Genomic DNA, 22,967 nt, shown 5'->3' with positions numbered 1-22,967 from the left:
TTAAACTTGTAATGTATTGGTCGCAGCATCTGATAAAACTGTCGGGGTTTCGTTTTGTACAAAGCGCTGGAAGGAAAATTACCTCATAAACGATTTGTAAGAATCTACAGTAAAATACCAATATACGTATATTGGGAACTAGATAGTTGCCATATACTAAAAATACGCTCCTCTTACTTATTCAATTTCATTTGTTTTTTATATTTTTTTAACTTACTTCAAAAAATAGTTGCTTTATCCCTTAATTTTCGCAAAAATGGAAAAACTCTTTACTGGCTCTTTCACCAAGCGCTTTCTGCTAAACAGTATGGTAGCAAGTCTCGCCAAGCAAATAAGACCCGGTTTGACAATTTAGGTAGGGCAACTTTCAAACAGTGGCCGGGCTACTAACACTACGTCTCATCCTGCATCAAAATAACAAATTTCCTTCTACCAGCACGGTAGATGGCATAATAATAGTATGTGCTTATACATATCCTGCTGTCCATACGCAGGATATAAGCCTCACCCATAGCTATTCCACAATTTTATATGCTACATTCATTTGGCTATCACCGTTTTATATGTAAACTTTCTACTTCTTCATGGCTTTTAACCTTGATTATTGGTTTGTCATTAAGCAGTACCGGCCTTTTTGCACAGCTCCCAACCGGGTTTTCTAAAAATGTAGTTCAGGAGGACTATACAACCCCGATCGGCATGAGTTTTAGCCGTACTGGCAATCAATTCTTTGTTTGGGAAAAAAAGGGCCTTCTTTGGGTATCAACCTGGAATGGCTCCTCCTATGTCCGTCAGGCCACGCCAGTTTTGGATATACAGGAAGAAGTTGGCGATTGGAATGATTTCGGTTTGCATAGTATTTGTTTTGATCCAAATTATGAAACCAATGGCTTGATTTACCTATTCTATCAAGTTGATCTGCATTACTTATTGTACTATGGTACTCCACAATACAGCAGCACAGCTAATCTATACAGACACGCAACCATTAGCCGTGTAACACGGTATCACCTTCAGAGTTCGGGGGGTAATCTCACAACTGATTACAACAGTCGGCAAGTTCTCCTGGGCGAATCACTAACAACTGGTGTTCCTGTCACCTACGAATCGCACGCTGGCGGCACACTGTTATTCGGTCGCGATGGCACCTTGCTGCTGGCTACGGGCGATGGTGGTCATCATGAGGGTGTTGATGTGGGGAACCGTAGTGATACCTTCTTTCAGGAATCGCTGGATTACGGCATGATGAGAGCTAACGAGAATGTTGGCGCCATGCGTTCGCAAATGGTCAATTCGATGTGCGGTAAAATTCTACGCCTTGATCCTGCTACTGGAAACGGCGTAGCAAGTAACCCTTTCTACGATTCGGCAAATCCCCGTTCTCCACAATCGCGGGTATGGACACTTGGTTTACGCAATCCCTACCGAATGGTTTTGCAGGATAGTACGGGCAGCACCATTGCCAGCGATGGCAATCCGGGCACCTTGTTGATAGCCGATGTGGGCTGGTATAAAATTGAAGATTTCCATATAGTTGATAAGGCCGGGTTAAATTGCGGCTGGCCGGTCTATGAAGGGCTGGAACCAACGATATCATACAACGGGACCAATGTTCCAAATCTCGATGAACCTGGCCAACCCACGTTCGAAAGTCTTTGTGTACAACCAACGTCATTTATCGATGATTCGAATCCTGCCCTTCGTCGTTTTACTCATTCCCGCCCGGCCCTGGATTACAGCCATGGTCCTAATGCCATAACCCGGGTACCTGCGTTTAATGGAACGACACCCATTACGCGGATAATCGGAACAACCGGCGCCCCAGCCGGGACATCGTTTTATGGGTATTGTGCGATTGGAGGTGTGTATTATACAGGCAACCAATTTCCAGCTAACTATAAAAATACGTACTTCCTGACTGACCATAGCATGGGTTGGATCAAAAATCTGGAATTACATGAAGAAGGCGACCATAAAATTCATGAAGTGCGAGATTTCGCGCCCTATAGTTTCGAAACGGGTATAGTAGATATGAAGATGAACCCACGCGATGGTTCAATTTATTACGTCCAGATACTGGGAACAATATCGCGAATAAGTTATGGAGGGAATCAACCACCTGTGGCTACTGCAACCTCAAATGTAACTTACGGTCCCTCTCCCCTAAACGTTCAGTTCACGGGGTCGAACTCCGTTGATCCTGAAGGATTACCGCTAACGTATTTGTGGAATTTTGGTGATGGAACAACCTCAACAGTTGCCAACCCCACACATGTCTTTTCAAATACAGCAGTTCAGAAGTTCACTGTCAGCCTGACGGTTACCGATAATCAGGGACAACAGTCCATTCCCAAAGTGATCATTATTTCGGTAAATAATACCCCCCCGGCCGTTCAGATCACTAACCCTGCCCCTGGCACGTTGTACACGATGAGCCAACCCACCTCCTACACGGTTCAGGCGAATGTTACTGATATGGATCTTAGCGGCTTAACGTATGAATGGCAGGTGAAGCTCCAGCATAATAACCACACGCATCCAGAACCTATTCTTACTGGCTCAAGCCCAGTTATAACAATTTCGCCGGTCGGGTGTAGCCCCAACGAAACCTATTCTTACCTGCTTTCGGTGAAAGTAACCGATAATGGCGGGTTAACTGCCACTCACTCGATTACGCTGTATCCCGACTGCAATTCAGCCAGTTCATTGGTAACTCATGTAACGGCAACTCGTCAGCTTAGTGCCGTTCAGGTAAGCTGGATTAACCCGGAGCTTTTATTTGATGAGATACTGGTTGCCGCAAAAGAAGGAACAGGGTTTACCGACCTACCAAATGGAACATCCTATACAGCGGTTGCCAGTTTTACGGGCAACGGTTCACCAATTGAAGGAGGAAAAGTAGTTTATCGTGGCACAGGAACCAGCGTAACGGTAACCAATTTGAACCCGTTAGTTCAATACTATTTCCGGGTCTACACACGCGTGGGGAATACCTGGAATGGTGGAGTTGAGGTCAGTGCTATTCCAAACTTATCACCCACTGCTCCTGGACAGATTGTTCAGACAATCCAGCCGAATCAGCCTTTTAGTTATACAGTAGCTGCTTTTACAGACCCCGAAAGTCAAACGCTGGCCTATAGTGCCATCAACCTGCCAGCGTGGCTAACGTTCAATGAAACAACACGTGTCTTAAGCGGTACTGCAACAGCGGCAAACACTTATGTGTTCACTATTGTGGCAACTGACCCCGGCAGTTTAACGGCGTCTACTACCGTGACCATTAACACCGGTGTCTGTACCATGTTCACCCTAAAGACTGGTAACTGGAACGACCCTACGGTCTGGTCATGCAACCGTATTCCAAACAGCACGGATGCTGTACAACTAAACCACATTGTTAGTATTCCGAACCAGTTTACGGCATCTGCCTCAAAAGTAACCTTTAGTGGCGGAATTAAACTGCTTGTTGGTACCAACGCGAAATTGAAGCTTAGCCAATGACAGTTGTCAGGTACCGATTGCTTTGCTGCAATGTGTTATAAAATTATTCCAGCCATCAATCCACCAACAACGACGATAAAGGGGGGAATTCGGGTATAGAGCAATATGCCCATTGTTATCAGCACCACAACGACAGATGGCCAGTGGGGTGCCATGGGTTGAAAAAGTACGATAGCCGCTGCCGCTGTTAAACCCGTGCTGGCGGCATTGACGCCATCCAGCGAAGCCCTGACCACTCGGTAGCGTTTCAGCTGCTCCCAGAAGCGGTAAACGAAGAATATTAGAAATGTTCCGGGAAGGAAAATTCCGGCTGTCGACACGCAGCTCCCCCAGAACTGGCCGCTAAATCCGGCATCGCGCATGGATAATGCACCAATGTAGGAAGCAAACGAAAACACAGGACCCGGTAATGCCTGAACCAACCCTAATCCAGATAGAAACTCTTCGCGCGTAAGGTAGTGCTTGAAGGCAACAAACTCATTGTAAAGCATCGGTGTCAAAACTTGCCCACCGCCAAAGACCAGGCTACCGTTCCGGTAAAAATTTTCGAACAAACGAACGGGCAGCGATTGCGTAACTGCTCCAAGACCAGCTGCACCGATCAGTACACCCAGCCACAGAAAAAAATTAGCCCACTGTACTTTAAGGGGCTTTTTTTCCATTCGCTCCTGCTTTTCATAGGTCAGTGCGGTTACCAGACCACCCGCAACAATGACAATTGGTGTCATAACCGGCGACCGGAAAACATAAGCAACCAGTGCGGCTGTAATGGCCAGGGCCAGACTGACCTTATCTTTGATTACTTTCTGGCCAATACGATACCCCGCTACGATCAGAAACCCAACAGCCATTGGCTGGATATAGCGGGCAAATCGTAACGAAAGGTGGTGTTGTTCGAGGTAGTTTATACCCATGCCAACGGCTGTCATAATACTAACAGCGGGCAATATCCAGATCAGCAGGGTAACATAAGCTAGATTGGGGCCACCAATTTTAAACCCAACAGCCGTAATGGTTTGTGTAGAGGTTGGCCCTGGAAGTATCTGACAGAGGGCATTCAGCTCCATAAGTTCCGTTTCGGTCAGATACCGGCGTTTCTGCACGAAGCGCTCATACAACATCGCCAGATGCACCTGCGGCCCGCCGAAGGTAGTAAGAGACAAAATCAGCACATCTTTCAGGAAGATAAGGAAGCGGATTCGTCGTACGGGCTTGACAGGTGTCAGATAGGGAAGCATAGTAAACGGGGAAGCGGGCGGGGCGGTTTAACTCGTTGCCGGGCGCGGAACCAATCAATTTTTATAGCCCGGCAACGAATATAAACTTCAGTAGTAGCACTGACTCAAAATCGTCAGTTTTGGCAAATGACAGCTTAGAGAGTACAGCGTTCTTACGCTTTTTTCAATCCCAGTTCCATCAACCGTTCGTTCAGAAATTCACCAGCCGTCATATCCACATAGAGTTTAGGATGCTCCGTATCGATGCAACTCTCCAGGCTCTTCAAATCCATATCGGCACGTGGGTGCATAAAAAATGGAATTGAATACCGGGACTGGTTCATTTTTTCGCGTGGTGGATTCACCACCTGGTGAATCGTCGACTTGAGTTTATGGTTTGTCAGCCGGTCGAGCATATCGCCAACGTTTACAACAACCTGATCGGGAAGGGCCGTAATTCCAATCCATTTGCCATCGCGTCGGAGAACTTCCAGTCCATCTGCCGAGGCTCCCATCAGTAACGTAATGAGGTTAATATCACCATGAGCAGCCGCACGCACCGCTCCATCAGGCGTTTTTTCGGGATCAAGCGGAAAATAGTGCAGAGCCCTCAGGATACTGTCTCCATTTTTCACTTTATCATCGAAATACGTTTCCGGCAATTCCAGATAAAGCGCTATTGCCCGAAGTAACTGCTTGCCCGCATTTTCGAGTGTTTGGTAAGCCGTTAACGTCGCTTCACCAAATTCAGGATATTCTTCCGGAAACACATTGGCTGGCATTTCCCCAACCGGCTCAGGCTGACCAATATGATAGAACTCTTTGAGATCTGCTACTTTGAACCCTTTGGCCGTTTCTTTCCCTTTTCCAATATAACCCCGTTGTCCACTTAATTCGGGGTGTTCATATTTCCTCTTAATATCATCTGGAGCCGAAAAAAACGCTTTAGCTGACTCATAAAGCCGCTGTGTAAGGTCATCGGTCAACCCGTGATTCCGAATGGCTACGAAGCCAATCTGATTAAACGCCCGACCTAAATCCTGCACAAAGCGAGCTTTGCGTTCCGGATCGCCCGATGTGAAATCAGCCAGATCCAACGACGGGATTTCATCGTACAATTCTTGTGATGACATAGACTAATCTGTTTTCGCAAAAATACAAAAGTTTACTCAATCTGTCCCTGAATCCCTGAAACACAAAGAACCGTTTAGTTTAGTTAACAGCCCATAGAATAAATTTCGGGAATGATGTTACTGGGCAGATTCGATAACCCCTTCACTACCATGCTTTGCTCTACAAATAGTATAAACCGGCACCTGCCTGCTGCTTTTTTAGCTGTAAATACAAATGGCATTCAGCTTACAGAATACTCCGTTTGAAAACGTGCAACGGACCTCTATTAACTGAATGCCATTTCCTTAGCTTTTTGAGCTTTTATCCAGCAAAGTTTTTACCGATTTTGTTCCAGTCGAATACATTCCAGGCTGCTGTAACGTATTCAGGACGACGGTTTTGGTATTTCAGATAGTAGGCATGTTCCCAAACATCAAGGCCCATGATGGGTGTTCCTTTTTTCTCGGCCAACGCCATCAGCGGATTGTCCTGGTTAGGCGTCGATACGATTTCAACATCGCTACCACTCTTGATGAGCCATACCCAACCCGAGCCAAAACGACCCGTGGCGGCCTTTGCCCATTCCGTTTTGAAGTTATCGAACGAGCTAAACTTCTTGTTAATCGCATCAGCCAATGCACCTTTGGGCGCACCGCCTGCGTTGGGTCCAAGAATACTCCAGAAGAATGTGTGATTCCAGTGGCCACCGGCATTGTTGCGAACCGCTGCGGGCGTACTGCTGCTGATGCTTTTAACCAAAGCCTCAATATCCATCTTAGCCATATCGGTTCCGGCTACGGCCTTGTTCAGGTTGTCCACATAAGCTTTATGGTGCTTGTCGTGGTGGATCTCCATAGTGGTTTTATCGATGTGCGGTTCCAGCGCACCCGCGTCAAATGGCAGTGGAGCCAGCTTGAACGGACCTTCAGCCTGGTTCAGACCGAAGCTGGACACAGCCCGACCGAAAGAGCTGAAAGCAACTAAACCGGCCGAAGCACCAAAGGCCAATTTTAAAAACTCGGAGCGATTCATGCGAATGTTGGTTTGTAGAGAAATTTATAACGTTTTGCGAATACAACCCGTCACACTGACAGATGTTCAGCGAACCTAAAGCTATAAATGCAAAGAACGAAATATTTCCGCGAAATTATGGATTCTAGGCCTGTGTGGGGAAATTGTGGTGCAACTGACGAAGTGATTGTGCTGTTTCGAGCATCTCCTTGTAGGTCAGCCAAAAAACCATCGTTAACGGTTCGGCATAATAGCTTGTCCAGACCGGCGATGCTTCTGCTTCCATTCGTACCGTAAGCCTGAACTTATCGAGGATTTGCTGGTGACAATCAAAAAATAAACACGGCTCCTGCAGGACAACGGGTTTAGCTGGCTTTCCGATAGCCACCTGTTCAAACCAATGAGCCAGAGCCGACAACTCATGCGTTGAAATGACCGGAGCCGTTACGATGGAGGATTTACCTTCATGTTGTAGCTCGATACTTGTCAATAGCGTATTGCGGTCAATACGATTTTTAGCCGTTCCATCTTCATAATCTAAGATACTGATGGCCAATCTATTTTGACTGTTTTCCAGCACCATAATTCCAGGATCTGTTTCAGATTTGGGGATTAGTATGCTGGAAACCAGAAGTTTCAGGATAAGGTTATAGAATTAATTAAAAAAGCACCTGGATCGGTGCTTTTTTACTTAGTCATAAGCAATACGGCTTAAAATACTTCGCCCCAGCGTAACCTCATCGGCATATTCGAGGTCTCCCCCGATCGGAACTCCCCGAGCAATCGTCGAGATTTTCAGGTTAAACGGCTTGAGTTTCTTTTGCAGATAAAATGCCGTTGTATCCCCTTCCATTGTCGGGCTTATGGCCAGAATAATTTCGCGTACCTGCTCGCTCTCCGGGCCACGTAATCGCGAGATAAGCGAGTCGATCTGTAGATCACTGGGGCCAATTCCTTCTACGGGCGATATGATCCCTCCGAGTACATGATAAAGACCCTTATATTGAGCGGTGTTCTCAATGGCCAGCACATCGCGCGTATCTTCAACAACACAGATCAAGGATTGATCACGCTTGTTGCTGGCGCAGATCGTACAGAGATCATGGTCTGAGAGGTTATGGCATTTGCGGCAGTATTTAACCTGTGTACGCATAGCCGTCAGGCTTTGAGCCAACGTTTCGGTTTGCTCTTCGTCGCGTTTAAGCAAGTGCAGAACTAACCGGAGGGCGGTTTTCTTCCCAATTCCCGGTAGTTTTGATACCTCGTTTACCGCAGCTTCTATAAGTTTGGATGGATACTCCAAGAGTCTGTTGTTTAATGACTATTGAACAATGAGTACAGCCTGATGAGCTCAATCATATTCATTGTTCATCAGGCTGTACTCATTTATTTCAGTACTTCGGCCGAGATGCCCCGGCGGCAGATCTCGTTGCGCATTGGCACAAGTTCTTCCCACGAGCCATTCTTAACGGCGCATTTTCCCTTATAGTGGATCAAAAGTGTACACTGCTCTGCCTGCTCTGGCGTATGATGGCATACGTCAATCAACGTTTCGATTACGTGATCGAACGTGTTCACATCGTCATTGAAGACTACGAGGCTATGAACGTCGGTTGCAATGACTTCATCGAGCACGTCCACATCGGTTTCTTCAAAAGGTTGCATGGGAGATAAAATGGTATTTATTTAGCAAATTTACAGGAAAATAGCCGCTTTTAAAAGCCGTTACCTTGCTTTAAGAGAACCTGATTTTACGCCAAAAAGTTGCCTTATACTGCATGAATACCACCGTTGCGTTAGTGATCCTGATTGCCTATTTCGGAATGTTGATTGCCGTCTCTTTTTACACCGCCAGAGGAGCCGACACCAACACGTTTTTTACCGCTAACCGGCAATCTCCCTGGTGGTTAGTTGCTTTTGGTATGATCGGGACGTCGTTATCGGGGGTAACCTTTATTTCGGTGCCCGGCGCTGTTGGTAAGATTGGATTTTCGTATTTTCAGGTGGTATTGGGGTATATTATTGGCTATCTCGTCATTGGTTCCGTGTTGATGCCGCTCTACTATCGGCTTAACCTGATTTCTATATATGGCTACCTCGAAAAACGCTTTGGTTTCTGGTCCTACAAGACGGGAGCGGGCTTTTTTCTTCTCTCGCGAACCGTCGGTTCTGCCGTTCGGCTCTATGTGGCTGCCGGTGTGTTGCAAATCGCCCTGTTTACCCCACTGGGTATACCATTCGAGATTTCCGTACTGATTACGATTGGGCTGATCTGGATTTATACTTTTAAAGGTGGCGTCAAAACCATCATCGTAACCGACACGCTTCAGACCGTATTTTTAGTAACAGCCGTTATCCTGACTATTTTTCTGATCTCGAAAGAGCTAAATCTATCATTTGGCGGGCTGGTGAAAACAGTAAGCGACAGCCCGATGTCCCAGATTTTTTACTGGGATGGTAACGACCCCAAGAATTTCTTCAAGCAATTCATTTCCGGGACGTTCATTGCCATTGTTATGACCGGTCTGGACCAGGATCTGATGCAAAAAAACCTGACCTGCAAAAATATTGGTGAGGCTCAGAAAAATATGTTCTGGTTTACCTGTACGCTGGTTGTCGTCAATTTCCTGTTTCTGAGCCTGGGCGTACTGCTATATCAGTATGCACAGCAGGAAGGTATCAGCATTCCGGCCCGTACCGATGATCTCTATCCGTTGCTTGCTTTGAATCACCTTGGTTTAGTCGTCGCCATTACCTTCCTGCTCGGTATCACAGCCGCGACCTACGCCAGTGCTGACTCGGCATTGACTGCCCTGACAACCTCGTTCTGTGTCGATTTTATGAATGTCGAAAGCCGCCCGGAAGCGGAACGGTCGCGCATTAAGCACATTGTACACATTGGCTTTTCGCTGCTTTTCTATGTTGTTATTATTGTCTTTCGTCAACTGAACAGCAAAGAAGTGATTACCGCTGTATTCGACATTGCTGGCTATACATATGGACCACTGCTCGGTTTATATGCGTTCGGAATCTTTAGTAAACGGCCCGTTATTGATCGCCTGGTGCCGTTTATTTGCCTGGCGTCACCCGTATTGACGTATGTTGTCAATGAAAATTCAGTAGCCTGGTTTGGCGGTTATCAGTTCGGATTCGAGCGTTTGCTTCTAAATGGCCTGTTTACGTTCGTCGGCTTATTAGCCGTTTCAAAACCGATAAGAAAAGAGGAACCAGTGGCGGTATAAACCAGACTATTTATCTTTTTACGTTATGAGAATCAATCTTTTTGCATTGCTGCTTCCCCTGGTTATTCATAGCACAGTGCTCGCCCAGTTGCGCTATTCCCCCGAAAAGCCACAGGTTGGACAAACCGTTTCATTTACCTACTCGCCACAGTCCACCCCCTTAGCAACCGACAGCACGGTTGAAGGACGATTTGTGTTCTATGGTTTACCGAGTACCATGCACCTGAGTCGTCCCACTACGACTACCCTCGTTCGCCAGGGTGACGTTTTTATCGGGCAGATCTACATCCCGTTAAAAAATGTTGCCGGTATGATGCTTGCTTTCCGAAATAGCAAACAACCCAAGCGTGTCGATCTTAATAAAGGACAGTTGTATGCCGTCCCGCTCTTCGATACGAACGGTCAACAAGTACCGCATGCTCTTGCCGGACAGGCATCGGTGTTTACGCGTAGCCATTTCCTGTATGAACTTGGTGGCCGTCCCGACCAGAATCGGGTTGTTTCGCTCTATTCGCAGGAGTTTCAGCAAAATCCTGATTTTTATCCTATCTATTGGTCAGATTATCTGACCGCGCAGATCAACCAGAAGAAGCCGGGATATGGACCAAAAGTAAAAACAAGTATTGAGACTTATCTGGCTTCCCGCCCAACCCCAACAGCTACGGAACTCACAGCAGCAGCTCAGTTATACGAAAGCATGGGGGATTTCCCCAAATCAAAGGCCCTTCGCGAGCGCATGAAAACCCTCGATCCTGCTGGTTCACTCATGCAAAAAGATCGAGCTACAGTGGTTCGGAACGAAACTGACTGGAATCGTAAAAAGTTAGCATATCAGGCCTATCAAAAAGAGTTTCCCAACTCATCTTTCCTGCCTGCACTGACGGTTATGATGACGGATGGGTATTTTAAAAACAATGACATTCGGGGTTTAGTAACGTTTGTCGATCAGCAACCTGTATCGCATACCGATGTGCTGATGCTGAATACGATGGCCTTTCAGTTAGCCGATGAACGGCGGTCGCTACCCGAAGCCGAGCAGTTGATCAAGCGTGCTATGGAGGTTCTGAAGACCCAGCCTAAACCGGCTACGATATCCGGGAACTGGGAGACCGAGAAACAAACCCGCCAACGACAATTAATGAACAGCTACGCCCGCGTTCTTGAGCAGCAGGCCAGGTATGGGGAAGCGTATACTGCTTATCAGGACGTTATGTTGCCGGATGATGTCGAAAACAGCGACCCACGAACCAACGAACGGTATTTCCTGTGTGCCCTTCAGGCCAATCATGCTACTGATGCTCAACCAATGGCAGAAGCGGCTATACAGGTTGGGAAAGCCACTCCCCGACTAAAAACGGCTCTCCGCGACTGGTATGCCAAACAAACGGGTAATACTGTTGCGAAAGCGGATGCCTATCTAACCGAACTCGAAGCCGACCTTCGGGCCGATCAACGCGATGAACTTCGGCAGATTCTCATCAACGAACCAGCACCTGCTTTCTCGATGACCGATTTGCAGGGACGTACCATTTCTTCGGCTTCGTTGCGCGGGAAAGTGGTGGTTCTGGATTTCTGGGCAACCTGGTGTGGGCCATGCATCGCTTCGTTTCCGGCGATGCTGCAAGCGCAGACACGCTTTCAGAATGACCCTAATGTCCGTTTTTTATTCGTCAATACCCGCGAGGGTGGGCCCATACAGCGGGTGCACAACTTCATGGCCAAACATCCGTACGGATTCACGGTACCCGTCGATGCCAGTCAACGCGTATCGAGAGCCTATAAGGTTCTGGGTATTCCGACGAAGGTGGTCATTGATACAAACGGACGTGTTCGCTACCGCCAGATAGGTTATTCCGGCGATCCCGAGACGACTGTTAATGAGCTGACCCTTGTCGTCGAAATGCTTAAAGAAGGGAAATAAGTGCACTTTAGGAGAAATCATATAGCTTCCTTTCGTTGATATCCCGGTGTTTTATCCGATGAGAAAGAAGTCTGTTAAAACGGTTAGCGTCAACAATGCCGAGCATTACGTCTGGGGTGATAATTGCGATGGCTGGCATTTAGTGAAATCGGATTCACTGAGCATTATTCAGGAACGGATGCCACCCGGCACATCGGAAGTGAAGCATTTTCACCGGAAAGCCCGTCAGTTTTTTTTCATTCTTTCGGGAGAAGCAACCATGGAAATCGGGAATGAAACAACTCGTTTGAAAGCCCATGAAGGCGTTGAAATACTTCCCTTGGTGGCGCATCAGATGCGTAACGATTCATCAAATGACCTTGTCTTTACCGTAACGTCAATGCCCAAAAGCCACGGAGACCGGGTTATTGTCGAATAAGCGGAACCAGAGTCTACCAATGTGTCAGCAATGCTAAATCAAAGGTAAAGCTGCGAAGAACTCGTCATCTGTCATCACCTCCAGCTTCTTCAATATAACCGGCAATTCCAGTTCCATAACAGTGCTTACCCTGGTTAATTATAGGCAAAATGCCGTATTTGCGTTTATTTAGCAAGTGAATACCGATGATGATTCGCCCCGCCACCACTGACGACCTTTCAGCTCTACTAAAACTCCTCAAGTGTATTGTGCCGCTGATGCGCGAAGCAGGAAATTTCCAGTGGGATGACCACTACCCAAATAAAGCCGTGTTTAGTCAGGACATAGCTAAAAATCAGCTGTGGGTAGCCGATATAGACGGCCAGCTTGCCGGGGTAGCTGCTCTGACCGAAGATCAGGAACCTGAATACGCACAGGTCGGTTTCGACCTCAGCCAGCGGGCCATTGTAACCCATCGGCTCGCCGTCGATCCTGCTTTCCGCGGTCAGGGTGTAGCGGCTGCCTTGCTCGCGCAGGCTGAAACGATAGCCCTTGAGCGTAACATTGCTTATCTACGAATCGATACAAATTCAGAAAACCAGATCACGCAACGATTATTCCCAAAACTGGGATATACCTATGCGGGTGAAATCACACTGGGTTTTCGGCCGGGTCTACGATTTCTCGCTTATGAAAAGAAACTGTAGACCCGATATTTCTAAGAAAAGGTTTAGGCGCTCCCTTACCCCTGCCCTTCTTTCTTACTGGCACGATTAGCCTGTTTGATGGTTTGCTCGATCATGTCCCACTGTTCAGAGGACACCTGCTCCAGGTGTGAGAACTCACCAGCAGCCAGTACTTCTCCTCCATCGATGGTTATGGTTTCGCCCGTGATATAACCGGAATAATCGGACAGCAGGTAAGCTGCCAGGTTCGCTAATTCGCCATGTTCACCCACACGCTTGAGCGGAATGCGGCTGGTGGGGTCCATCATGCTGGCCAGTGGTTCGGGAAACAATCGATCCCATGCGCCTTTTGTTGGGAATGGACCCGGCGCAATGGCATTGAGCCGGATGCCATATTTTCCCCATTCGGCGGCCAGCGATTTCGTCATGATCAGCGCACCACCTTTGGCAACTGCCGAGGGCACAACATAGCCCGAACCAGTTGTTGCATAGGTCGTTGATATGTTGAGCACAGTGCCGGGAATCTTATTCTCGATCCAGTATTTACCTACCGCCAGCGTGAAATAATAAGTGCCTCGTAAAACAATGTCCACGATGGTATCAAACGCTTTATACGACAACCGTTCGGTGGGACTGATGAAGTTACCAGCCGAATTATTGAGCAATCCATCAATTCGACCAAATTTCTCAATCGTCTGACTGATCACATGTTCGATCTCTGCCGGATTGCGAACATCGCAGGCAATGGCCAGCACCTGCCCGGCACCAACGGGTCGTCCGGGTTCGTTCATTAGCTCGTGCGCGGTCTCGTCGATAACTGCCTGCCGACGGCTGCAAATCGTGACATTAGCCCCCAGTTGCACTAAATACCGGCTTATTGATTTTCCGAGACCGGTTCCGCCACCCGTAACAATTATCGTTTTACCCTGCATAGCTCCATCACGGAGCATTCCTGTCGTGTTCATTGGTAAGGGAGAATGAGTGAAAGGCGAATGAGTGAATGAGTGAAAGGCGAATGAGCAACCGAAAGGGTGATGTAAAACTGATTAGCTAGTCGCCCTTTCACCATTTACTCTTTCACTCATTTATTCTTCAATCATTAATAACCTCGATTTGTCTTCTTATTAAATTCTGCTTTGCGTTTTTCCATTGTGGCCTGAATGGCTTCGCTGAAATCATCGGACTGAAGTTGCGATGAGTTCCAGACAGCCACGTACTGCAATCCGTCTTCAATGGATTTATTCAGACTGTAGTTCAGTACCCGTTTGGCCCCCTGTACGGCCGTTGCGGGGTTATCGGCAATCTGGCGGGCGAGTGTAGCCGCAGCGTCAAAAAGTTGGTCTGGCGTGTCATATACGTGATTAACCAAACCGATTCGTTCGGCAAAAGCGGCATCATAGTCAGCACCCGTAAAGGCCATTTCGCGCGTAAAACCCTGGCCGATTATGGTTGGTAAAAACTGCAAACCGCCAATATCAGGCGTAATGGCCAATTTGGCTTCACGAAGACTGAACTTCGCATCGCGGGAGCAGAGACGAATATCAGCAGCCGCAATCATGTTGACGCCACCACCAATACACCAGCCATGCACCGCTGCAATAACGGGCTTCGGCGTCTCATGCATTTTCTGAAATCCAGACTGCATTTGTCGAATCTGTGCCATTAAATCGGTGCGCTGGTGCGCTACAATTGTACCGGTTGTCATCGTAGCCAGTCTGGGCATCATTTGCGGCAGATTCAGGCCGTAGCTATAATGTTCGCCACTACCCCGAAAAACTATACACCGGATGTCGTGCCTACGATTGATTTCGTCCATTGCTTTGGGAAGCTCCTCCCAAAACTCCGGGCCCATAGCATTTCCTTTACCTGGTCCCAGTAAAGTGACCGTCATTACTCCGCCAGCATCAGTAAGTGATAAGGCTTTATAAGTAGATTCCATAGCAATAGTATGCTTGCATACAGTTTTCGTAAAGGTAGTAGAATTACCAATTGCAACGCAAACATCAGCGTGTATATCTGACCAAACTGCCCGTGGTTTACTCTATTTATTGAGCCAAAAAATATTTTACATACAAATATTGAGTTAATAAAACTATTTTACATACATTTAAAGAGTTAATCAATTTTGTACAACCAATCGAACGGGTCAATGAAAGGTACCAACCTGGGAGAATTTGAAGAATTAGTCCTGTTGACAATAGCTGCCCTGATTTCTGACGCTTACAGTGTGGCTATCTGCGACGAATTAGAAAAACATACAGGCAGAGCAGCGAAGCTAGGTGTTGTACACGCGGTATTGAACCGGCTTGAAGAAAAAGGATTGGTTAAAAGTAAATTAGGCGAATCTACCAGCGAGCGGGGCGGTAAGCGCAAACGCTATTATGAGGTGACTCACACGGGTAAAGTCGCCCTGATCAAGGCCAAAGATGTTCGTGAATCGCTCTGGCGTATCATTCCTGGATTTAATCTGGAAGGCTCAATATGAAAGCTCCGATCCACCGAAACAATGAATCTCCTCTCCCGCCCCGCTGGGCCCAGCGTCTGCTAATCTGGTACTGCCGGGCCGACCTGCTCGAAGATTTGCAGGGCGATCTGAATGAGTACTTCGAGCGAAATCTGAAAACCAAAGGCTTAAAACGAGCCCGGTTGATTTACGTGATCGATGTCCTAAAATTCTTCCGATTATATACAGTTCGTAAACCTGAATTCCTCAACCTTTTAGTCCATTGGCTTATGATTGGCAGCTACCTCAAAACTTCCCGGCGCAGTCTGGTACGCAACAAATTATTTTCGGCCATCAACATTATTGGACTGGCGGTCAGCATGTCGGTCGGCTTGCTGGTGATCGCCTTCTTGACCGACTTGCTTTCCTACGATGATTTCCATGAAAAAAAGGACCGGATGTACCGCATTCTTACAAAAAATGAAATTATCGATCAGCCCGAAATGAATTTCGCGTCCACATCGATTAAAGCCGGAAACCGAATTCGGGAAACAATACCCGGCATTGAAGCGATGACCCTACTCCGAAAGGAGTTTCAGGGAGATGCCCGGATCGATGAGAAAACCATCATACCGATTGCCGCTACCTGGGCAGACCAATCGTTTTTCAAAGTTTTCACATTCCCGATTATAAAGGGCGATCCTTCCACTGCATTACGCGACCCATATTCATTGGTATTGACTGAAAAAACCGCAAAAAAGTTGTTTGGAGAAGCCGACGCACTGGGTAAAACCGTACGGTTCGATACCCTTAATTATACGGTCACGGGTGTAGTAAAAGACATTCCCAAACTATCGCACATCCAGTTTGAAGCCCTGGTTTCCTTCGCGTCTATACTCGGGCAAAAAGCCGATGCAGATGGCGACCTGCTGAGTTGGAAAAGTATTTACTCCAACTATGTTTACCTGGTTCTTCCCGAAAATGCGAATCAGCAAGCCATCCAGGCGAATCTGGATAAACTCAGTGCAGCCGAAAACGCAGGTATTCAAAACCGTAAAATTACCCTGTCACTCCAGCCGTTAGGCGAAATCGCTTTAGGCGCACATTATGTCAATGAGATCGGTGCCAGCGTACCCATACCAGTAGTCTGGATTCTGGCAGGGCTTGCCTTTGTGGTAATTCTATCAGCCTGTTTCAATTACACCAACCTGTCGATTGCCCGTTCAATGAGACGCTCGCGCGAAGTTGGCATTCGCAAAATCGTTGGTGCCCTGAAAGGTCATGTGCTGGGTCAGTTTGTTGCCGAGTCGGTGATCATTTCGCTACTTGCACTGTTATTTTCGCTGGGCATTTTTCTTGTGCTGCGAACCCAGTTCCTTGCCCTTGCCCCACAATTAGATAACCTTGTTTCTCTCGATCTTTCACCCCAAATTATTCTTTATTTTCTGGCCCTTGCCGTTGTGGTTGGAATAGCAGCCGGGTTTGTACCCGCTTTGTTTTTCTCACGAATTCAGGCCATTCAGGTCCTGAAAGATGCGTCATCGCTCAAAATGTTTCGGCACATCAGCCTGCGTAAAGCGTTGATTGTGATTCAATATACCTTCTCGCTCATTTTTATTACAGCAACACTAATCGGCTACAGTCAATACCGGGGGTTTATCTCGTTCGATTTAGGCTTTACTACCGAAAATATTCTGAACATCCGGATGCAGGGTAACAAAAGTGAGTTACTGAGAAAGGAACTAGCTGAAATACCGGAGGTCAGCGATATTTCCCAATCAATGATGATTACCAGCCTGGGGAGCCTGAACGGATCGTCGATGAAGTACAAAAATCCACAGGATTCGGCCGGTGTCTGGCTCAATATGGTCGATGCCCGGCATCTGCCGTTGCATCGACATAAGTTCATCGCTGGAACAAATTTCAGAACCCGACCCGTCAATGGCACGGAAACAGAAGTTATTGTGAATGAACAGGTATTAAAACGATTCAACATTGCAAATCGTAATCCGACGAAAGCGCTGGGCGAAATGGTGACGATGGATGGCAAGAAATTGACAATCGTTGGCGTACTAAAAGATTTCCATTACGGAACCATGGAAAACAAGATTGAACCTATGGTATTCCGCTATTATACCGGAGACAACGGTGGGTATCTGAATGTCAAAATAAAATCGACAAACTTGCCAACAACCGTGGCCAGTATTGACAATGCGTGGCGGAAAATCGATAAGATTCATCCCCTGGACGCTAAATTCTACGACGACCAGATTGAGGAAGCCTACAAACAGTTTGAAGTTATGGTCAAAGTAATTGGATTCATCACCTTCCTTGCTATCTGCATTGCATCGATGGGGTTGTTCGGGATGGTCGTGTTCACAACTGAAACCAAACTCAAGGAAATCAGCATTCGTAAAGTACTGGGAGCCAGCGAAGGCAGGCTGATTTTTCTGTTGAGCAAAGGTTTTTTGCTCCTGCTCGTAATTGCAACGCTTATCGCCCTCCCCACTACATATCTCTTCTTCGATAAGGTTGTTCTGGCCAAATTCGCTTACCATCAACCAATTGGTCTGGCCGAACTGGTGACTAGTGTACTGGTGGTCATGGTCATTGCTTTTTTACTGATTGGCTCACAAACGTTAAAAGCCGCCCGGAGCAATCCGGCAACTGTATTGAAGAGCGAATAGACCAGATTCTGGTCCCTACCCGGTCATACGAATCGTGTAGGGTCCGGTAAAGTTGATTTTTCCATTTAGCCGAAGTTGTTTGACGGTTATAGTTTGGTTGACCGTCATGGTGTGCCCGGCATTCACTTTAACGTACTCGTTGGCGAAAGGCACACGGCCAACAGTCCATTTAGACTGATCCATCCAATTGCCGGATGCTAGCGTTTCGACCGTATCAGAAAACAAGGACACGGTCGGAAATTCGCGGAATAACAGGTTGTTGGTCGTTGATTGAGCCGTACCAAACCAATCATTCAGGATATCGGTGTAAACGCGCCGAAAATCGATCTGCATGTTAATGTCTTTACTGCCCGTCTGGCCCGGCAGGTTAGCCAGATCTGGATTTTGACCAATGGTTCGGTGCTTGAGACTATTACCAAAAACGAACATGGGAGCCGCCACGCCATGATCGGTCCCTTGGGAATTATTGGAATTAGCCCGTCGGCCAAACTCGGAGAATGTCATGCCAACTACCCGATCTTCGAGTCCCTGTAGTTTCAGATCCTGCTGAAACGTTGCTATAGCCGTCGATAGTTTTCCCAGTAGGCTGGCATGTTCGCCTTTGGTCACATCAGTATTGTCTACCTGGGTCGAATGGGTATCGAACCCGCCCAGCGACACAAAATATATCTTCGTTTTTAACCCACCGTGGATGAGTCGGGCCACAATCTTTAGTTGATCAGCCAGTGAATTTTTGGCCGTATCGTCAGGATAGGTAGCCAGATTTCTGCCTGCATCGGCTGCCCGTTTGATCTCGGCGGCATATCCGACCGACAACGACTGCTGCTTCCGAATAAAGGCAATCAGATCACCGGCATCGCAGCAGGGTAGGTCGCCCGGTGACGTTGCATCGCCCGACCCGACCAGCTGGTAAAAACTGTTCGGATCATTAAGCGCAATGCCCATCGACTGCTGGCTACCGAGCAGCGCCGTTGATGTCAGGTAACCGATCTGAATAGCCAGCGGGTCTTCCATTTGCGTGTTAGGGTAACCCGCCGGATATCCTGGATATTGATTCTCAAGATAGCGGCCAGCCCAGCCTGAAGTTGACGTTTGGCTGGCGTCGACGGCCGTCATCCAGATGTCGGTTGAGCGATAATGAGACTGATCAGGATTCGGATAGGATACCGAATGAACAATGGACAATTTACCATTGTTGTAGAGGTCGCGCATGCCGGTCATGGCCGGATGTAGCCCTGTAGCCGCATTTCCATCCAGCGTCAGAATCTTGTTTTGTGGAATCGCAATATTAGCCCGCAACCCATTATAGGCACTTAGCTGATCGATGGGAATAACAGTATTCAACCCGTCGTTGCCCCCATTCAGGTAAACAATTACCAAAACCCGGTCGCTATTGAGCGCGGTTGTCGCCAATAAGGATTGTACTAAGGCCGACTGGCGAGCCATGGCCTTTACCCCAAATCCATCCAACAACACAGGCAGCACACTAGCCGAAGCCGCCGTTAAAAAATCTCTGCGTTTCATCGTAAGAACAGGTTGGCAATTGGGTTTAAGTCATGAAACGCTCAGGAAATATGGTATTCTGCCATGCGTAGCATATACTTCATCAGGTTTTGTAGCCTCCACGTTACACCATTCCTTTTATTGATATCATTTGGGGCGTTGCGATAGGCATTCCATTCAAACGTCCACGATGTTCGCGGAATCCCCTGCATCATAATGGCATCGATCAAAAAGTCTTTCTGGGTTTGAAGCAACTCAATGGCAAAGAGGTTTTTAGAAAAAGCGGCCTGCACATCCGCGCAGGAAATGGCTGGTGTTCCGGCTACATTGGAGAAATTTGTCTGTAACGATGTTGCCCAGGCCAGCAGATCGATGCCCATTTTATAGCCTGGTTTTACCTCAAGCCATCGCCAGATAAACGCGTCGGTATAGTCGCTACGAAGAGCAATCGTCGTTGTGTTCATCCAGATTTTCGAATAACCAGTCTGGTAATAAGGTTCATAACCAAATACCGATGGCTGATCGATCAGAGCCATCTGTAAATCACGCATGCGCCAGAAAACAAAGCTGAAATAGGTATTAAAAGCCGAGTAGTCGGTTGTCATATCCGGAACGGGCTGGTTGAAGAAGCGTAGCGATCCAACAGCCATGTCGGCGGGTGATTTTACAATGGCTCCCCGGTTGGAATCATCAAAAAAAATCTGACTTGTCAACAGCTTCACGATAACCGGCTGAATCGCATAGTTATTCCCCGAACTCGCAAAAAACTGTGCCAGTGGCACAATTACGTTGTCTTCAATGGTCTGGGTGACATTGGGATTAACGTACCAGCGGTATAGTTTTCGACAAATAAACCGGGACGTTTGGGGGTGATTCAGCAACATGGTCACCAGATCGTCCAGCTCGGCGTCACCTGCTGTAACGGTGGGCGAAAGCGCGGTTGCGCGACCAACAATGACGGTATTGTTGTAATGAGCTGAAAACGTTTTGTTGGTCGCATCGTGCTTGCTGTTGGTAAACGTTGTCCCAAAACTCGTCGACCCTACCACCCAGTAATTCGTGTATTTCCAGCCAGTAAGCACACGAGCAGCGGCTTTTACGTCATCTTCTGTATAATTTTTATTCCCGGCAAAGTCAACGGCCCCTACCGTAAAGAGTTCCTGAAGTTCACGGGCATAGTTTTCGTTTGGTTTACCTAATTCATTTTCATTCCCGTTCAGGTAGCGCAACATGGCAGGTTCCTTGCTGATTTTTGTAACAAGTGTCCGAAAGTTTCCCAGGGCGTTATTGCGTAGGAGTAACAGATACTGATTCACAAAGCGGTAATCGTCAACTACTTCGCGGGTCGTCACGAAATGATTCTGCCAGAAAAGCGTCAGTTTATCAAGTAAACTCGGAGGAGCAGTCTGGGAAGTCATTAGCCCCAGCCACCAGTAACGCAGATAATGTCCGAAGTCAAAATTACGGTCCCCATTAAACGGTTTGTCGAGATACGTTTGTCCAGCCGTGGCCTTCGTACTATCGATATCAACCGGGGGTGGAGGAGAATAATTGGCGTTACTAATCAATTGCTGCACCGCCTGCGAAGCCGTCATGCCCGTAAAATTTGTCAGTTCGGTTTGGGTTGGACCGAACGTTGCCCGTCTGAGCAGGTGTGCAGCTTTCTCAACTGTCAGAGGTGTCGTATACGGGTCCAGGTTTGGCATTCAGGCTGAATTTTTATTTTTAGTGGAGTTAAATAGATCTCCTGTTGCGATAAAATTAGACCATATAATTAACAAATTAGATCATAAACGTCTGATATACCAAATAGTAACTCGCTATTATCTTATAATTTTCAGTTATCGTTCACAATTACTCTATCCTTTGTAAATAGGACAATTAACCTGTCTTTCATACCCATTTTCAGAAGGATCGATCCCGTTACATTCTTAACGAACCGGGTTTTCAGGAATGATTGCGATCAAATAATGGTTCATTCGGTGCACTCTGCTTTCAGAGTCGTTCCTAATCTTGATGGATAGCTGACTCAATCCATACAACTATGATTCATTTTGATACCCTCGCCCTCCGCGCTACTCACCAGCCCGACGCAACCACTGGAGCCGTTATTCCGCCCATTTACCTATCAACCACATTTGCCCGCAATGAAGCGAATGAGTTATCAGCCAACTATGGTTATACTCGCCCCAATAATCCAACCCGCGAAGCCCTTGAAAAAGCCCTGGCCGCACTCGAAGGCGGAGCCGTTGGTATGGCATTCGCATCAGGCCAGGCTGCCACAATGACTTTGTTTCAGGCGTTACGTCCGGGCGATCATGTTGTGCTTTCTGCTGATGCTTATTATGGAACGCCAGCCCTGCTCGAACAGGTTTTTCACCCCTGGGGCTTAACCTACACGCGGGTTGATATGAGAGATCTTGATGCCGTGCAACAGTCCATTCATGAAAATACCCGAGTTGTCTGGTGCGAAACGCCATCGAATCCCATGCTGGCAATTACCGACTTGCTAACTATCAGCAGTATGGCACATGATGCGGGAGCCATCTGCATTTGTGACAATACCTGGGCAACTCCAGCTCTTCAGCGACCTTTCGATTTCAATTGTGATGTCGTCATGCATTCGACCACCAAGTATCTGAGTGGGCATAGTGATGTTTTAGGTGGGGCACTGATTTTTAAGCGCGATAATGAGTTTGCGCAACGTATCCGCACGTTGCAGGGGCTATCGGGTGCAGTACCTTCGCCCTTTGACTGCTGGTTGATCAGTCGTGGAATCAAGACGTTGGGTGTTCGGGTTCGGGCCCAAACCGCTACGGCTCAGGCTATCGCAGAGTTCCTGGATGGGCATCCGGCTGTTGAGACAATACACTATCCGGGTTTACCAAATCACCCAGACCGGGCCATTATACAACAGCAAATGAATGGGCCGGGAGCTATGTTGTCGATTCAGGTCAAAGGAGGAGCCGACGAAGCCCTCCAATTTATCGGAAAGCTTCATTTATTCACCAGGGCAACGAGCCTGGGGGGAGTAGAAAGTCTGATTGAGCACCGGGCCAGCGTTGAAGGACCAACTTCAGCAACACCTCATAACCTGTTGCGTGTATCGGTTGGGCTTGAGCATGCCGAAGACTTGATTGCCGATCTGGCGCAGGCCCTGGATGCACTCCGCTAGTTTCTGAGTCATTTCTGACAAAATAGTAAAGTTGACATTGAGTACAGCGAGTCCATAGTGTCCTAATGGTC

The 22,967-nt window shown here is 47.4% G+C and carries 18 protein-coding genes; 8 read left to right on the top strand and 10 right to left on the bottom strand.

Going from position 1 to position 22,967, the window contains the following annotated elements:
• The first annotated feature begins 699 nt into the window (after window positions 1–699).
• Window positions 700–3,501 (top strand): PQQ-dependent sugar dehydrogenase, encoded by a 2,802-nt coding sequence (locus tag G8759_RS36315; protein ID WP_167210510.1) that lies wholly within the window; start codon window positions 700–702, stop codon window positions 3,499–3,501.
• A 35-nt stretch (window positions 3,502–3,536) separates the two neighbouring features.
• Here G8759_RS36315 and chrA read toward each other — a convergent pair whose 3' ends face one another.
• The 6 genes from chrA to G8759_RS18335 form a co-directional block, all read right to left on the bottom strand.
• Window positions 3,537–4,739, bottom strand: coding sequence for a chromate efflux transporter (chrA, locus tag G8759_RS18360; RefSeq protein WP_167210506.1), 1,203 nt, complete (start codon window positions 4,737–4,739; stop codon window positions 3,537–3,539).
• Window positions 4,740–4,891: 152 nt separating this feature from the next.
• Window positions 4,892–5,851, bottom strand: coding sequence for an isopenicillin N synthase family dioxygenase (locus G8759_RS18355; RefSeq protein WP_167210503.1), 960 nt, complete (start codon window positions 5,849–5,851; stop codon window positions 4,892–4,894).
• A 301-nt stretch (window positions 5,852–6,152) separates the two neighbouring features.
• Window positions 6,153–6,863, bottom strand: a complete 711-nt coding sequence (locus G8759_RS18350; RefSeq protein WP_232073861.1) for a superoxide dismutase — start codon at window positions 6,861–6,863, stop codon at window positions 6,153–6,155.
• Window positions 6,864–6,987: 124 nt separating this feature from the next.
• The gene (locus G8759_RS18345; protein ID WP_167210500.1) at window positions 6,988–7,398 is read right to left on the bottom strand and encodes a WapI family immunity protein; all 411 of its coding nucleotides are present in this window, start codon (window positions 7,396–7,398) and stop codon (window positions 6,988–6,990) included.
• 135 nt (window positions 7,399–7,533) lie between these two features.
• Window positions 7,534–8,145 (bottom strand): recombination mediator RecR, encoded by a 612-nt coding sequence (gene recR, locus G8759_RS18340; protein WP_167210498.1) that lies wholly within the window; start codon window positions 8,143–8,145, stop codon window positions 7,534–7,536.
• An 83-nt stretch (window positions 8,146–8,228) separates the two neighbouring features.
• Window positions 8,229–8,507, bottom strand: coding sequence for an ATP-dependent Clp protease adaptor ClpS (locus G8759_RS18335; protein ID WP_162384159.1), 279 nt, complete (start codon window positions 8,505–8,507; stop codon window positions 8,229–8,231).
• Window positions 8,508–8,620: 113 nt separating this feature from the next.
• Between G8759_RS18335 and G8759_RS18330 the strand changes: the two genes are divergently transcribed.
• The 4 genes from G8759_RS18330 to G8759_RS18315 all read left to right on the top strand — a co-directional run bounded on the left by G8759_RS18330 (window position 8,621) and on the right by G8759_RS18315 (window position 13,109).
• Window positions 8,621–10,084: a sodium:solute symporter gene (locus G8759_RS18330; RefSeq protein ID WP_167210495.1), complete on the top strand. Its 1,464-nt coding sequence runs from the start codon at window positions 8,621–8,623 to the stop codon at window positions 10,082–10,084.
• A 25-nt stretch (window positions 10,085–10,109) separates the two neighbouring features.
• Window positions 10,110–12,005: a TlpA family protein disulfide reductase gene (locus G8759_RS18325; protein WP_167210492.1), complete on the top strand. Its 1,896-nt coding sequence runs from the start codon at window positions 10,110–10,112 to the stop codon at window positions 12,003–12,005.
• 58 nt (window positions 12,006–12,063) lie between these two features.
• Window positions 12,064–12,423: a cupin domain-containing protein gene (locus G8759_RS18320; protein WP_167210489.1), complete on the top strand. Its 360-nt coding sequence runs from the start codon at window positions 12,064–12,066 to the stop codon at window positions 12,421–12,423.
• Between the two features lie 185 nt (window positions 12,424–12,608).
• A complete protein-coding gene (locus G8759_RS18315) occupies window positions 12,609–13,109 on the top strand; it encodes a GNAT family N-acetyltransferase (protein WP_167210486.1) in 501 nt (166 codons plus the stop codon).
• 35 nt (window positions 13,110–13,144) lie between these two features.
• Here the strand turns inward: G8759_RS18315 and G8759_RS18310 are convergent, their stop codons facing one another.
• Both G8759_RS18310 and G8759_RS18305 read right to left on the bottom strand, forming a co-directional pair.
• Window positions 13,145–14,053, bottom strand: a complete 909-nt coding sequence (locus G8759_RS18310) for an SDR family oxidoreductase (protein WP_232073860.1) — start codon at window positions 14,051–14,053, stop codon at window positions 13,145–13,147.
• A 134-nt stretch (window positions 14,054–14,187) separates the two neighbouring features.
• Complete coding sequence (locus tag G8759_RS18305; RefSeq protein ID WP_167210483.1) at window positions 14,188–15,027, bottom strand: crotonase/enoyl-CoA hydratase family protein; 840 nt, start codon at window positions 15,025–15,027, stop codon at window positions 14,188–14,190.
• 210 nt (window positions 15,028–15,237) lie between these two features.
• Between G8759_RS18305 and G8759_RS18300 the strand changes: the two genes are divergently transcribed.
• On the top strand, window positions 15,238–15,573 hold the full coding sequence (locus G8759_RS18300) for a PadR family transcriptional regulator (protein WP_167210480.1): 336 nt from the start codon (window positions 15,238–15,240) through the stop codon (window positions 15,571–15,573).
• Window positions 15,570–18,218, top strand: coding sequence for an ABC transporter permease (locus G8759_RS18295; protein WP_232073859.1), 2,649 nt, complete (start codon window positions 15,570–15,572; stop codon window positions 18,216–18,218). Before G8759_RS18300 ends, G8759_RS18295 begins: the two co-directional genes overlap by 4 nt.
• A gap of 15 nt (window positions 18,219–18,233) precedes the next feature.
• On the opposite strand, the gene G8759_RS18290 is transcribed toward G8759_RS18295, so the two are convergent.
• A complete protein-coding gene (locus G8759_RS18290; protein WP_167210477.1) occupies window positions 18,234–19,742 on the bottom strand; it encodes a DUF1501 domain-containing protein in 1,509 nt (502 codons plus the stop codon).
• Between the two features lie 41 nt (window positions 19,743–19,783).
• Entirely contained in the window at window positions 19,784–21,427 is a 1,644-nt protein-coding gene (locus G8759_RS18285; RefSeq protein ID WP_167210474.1) for a DUF1800 domain-containing protein, read from the bottom strand.
• A 341-nt stretch (window positions 21,428–21,768) separates the two neighbouring features.
• Between G8759_RS18285 and G8759_RS18280 the strand changes: the two genes are divergently transcribed.
• Window positions 21,769–22,896, top strand: coding sequence for a trans-sulfuration enzyme family protein (locus G8759_RS18280; protein WP_167219074.1), 1,128 nt, complete (start codon window positions 21,769–21,771; stop codon window positions 22,894–22,896).
• Window positions 22,897–22,967: the final 71 nt, after the last annotated feature.

It is taken from the genome of Spirosoma aureum (assembly GCF_011604685.1).
In the GTDB taxonomy this organism is placed as follows: Bacteria; Bacteroidota; Bacteroidia; order Cytophagales; family Spirosomataceae; genus Spirosoma; species Spirosoma aureum.
Note: the sequence above shows the minus strand (reverse complement) of the source record. Positions and strands in the feature narration are given on the sequence as shown.

Excerpts from the sequence above, each read along its gene's own strand:
- G8759_RS18320 (WP_167210489.1), top strand. The coding sequence starts at position 12,064 with ATGAGAAAGAAGTCTGTTAAAACGGTTAGCGTCAACAATGCCGAGCAT.
- G8759_RS18300 (WP_167210480.1), top strand. The coding sequence starts at position 15,238 with ATGAAAGGTACCAACCTGGGAGAATTTGAAGAATTAGTCCTGTTGACA.
- G8759_RS18315 (WP_167210486.1), top strand. The coding sequence starts at position 12,609 with ATGATGATTCGCCCCGCCACCACTGACGACCTTTCAGCTCTACTAAAA.
- G8759_RS18290 (WP_167210477.1), bottom strand. The coding sequence starts at position 19,742 with ATGAAACGCAGAGATTTTTTAACGGCGGCTTCGGCTAGTGTGCTGCCT.
- G8759_RS18305 (WP_167210483.1), bottom strand. The coding sequence starts at position 15,027 with ATGGAATCTACTTATAAAGCCTTATCACTTACTGATGCTGGCGGAGTA.
- G8759_RS18285 (WP_167210474.1), bottom strand. The coding sequence starts at position 21,427 with ATGCCAAACCTGGACCCGTATACGACACCTCTGACAGTTGAGAAAGCT.
- chrA (WP_167210506.1), bottom strand. The coding sequence starts at position 4,739 with ATGCTTCCCTATCTGACACCTGTCAAGCCCGTACGACGAATCCGCTTC.
- G8759_RS18355 (WP_167210503.1), bottom strand. The coding sequence starts at position 5,851 with ATGTCATCACAAGAATTGTACGATGAAATCCCGTCGTTGGATCTGGCT.
- G8759_RS18325 (WP_167210492.1), top strand. The coding sequence starts at position 10,110 with ATGAGAATCAATCTTTTTGCATTGCTGCTTCCCCTGGTTATTCATAGC.
- G8759_RS18350 (WP_232073861.1), bottom strand. The coding sequence starts at position 6,863 with ATGAATCGCTCCGAGTTTTTAAAATTGGCCTTTGGTGCTTCGGCCGGT.
- G8759_RS18310 (WP_232073860.1), bottom strand. The coding sequence starts at position 14,053 with ATGAACACGACAGGAATGCTCCGTGATGGAGCTATGCAGGGTAAAACG.
- G8759_RS18330 (WP_167210495.1), top strand. The coding sequence starts at position 8,621 with ATGAATACCACCGTTGCGTTAGTGATCCTGATTGCCTATTTCGGAATG.
- G8759_RS18335 (WP_162384159.1), bottom strand. The coding sequence starts at position 8,507 with ATGCAACCTTTTGAAGAAACCGATGTGGACGTGCTCGATGAAGTCATT.
- G8759_RS36315 (WP_167210510.1), top strand. The coding sequence starts at position 700 with ATGAGTTTTAGCCGTACTGGCAATCAATTCTTTGTTTGGGAAAAAAAG.
- G8759_RS18295 (WP_232073859.1), top strand. The coding sequence starts at position 15,570 with ATGAAAGCTCCGATCCACCGAAACAATGAATCTCCTCTCCCGCCCCGC.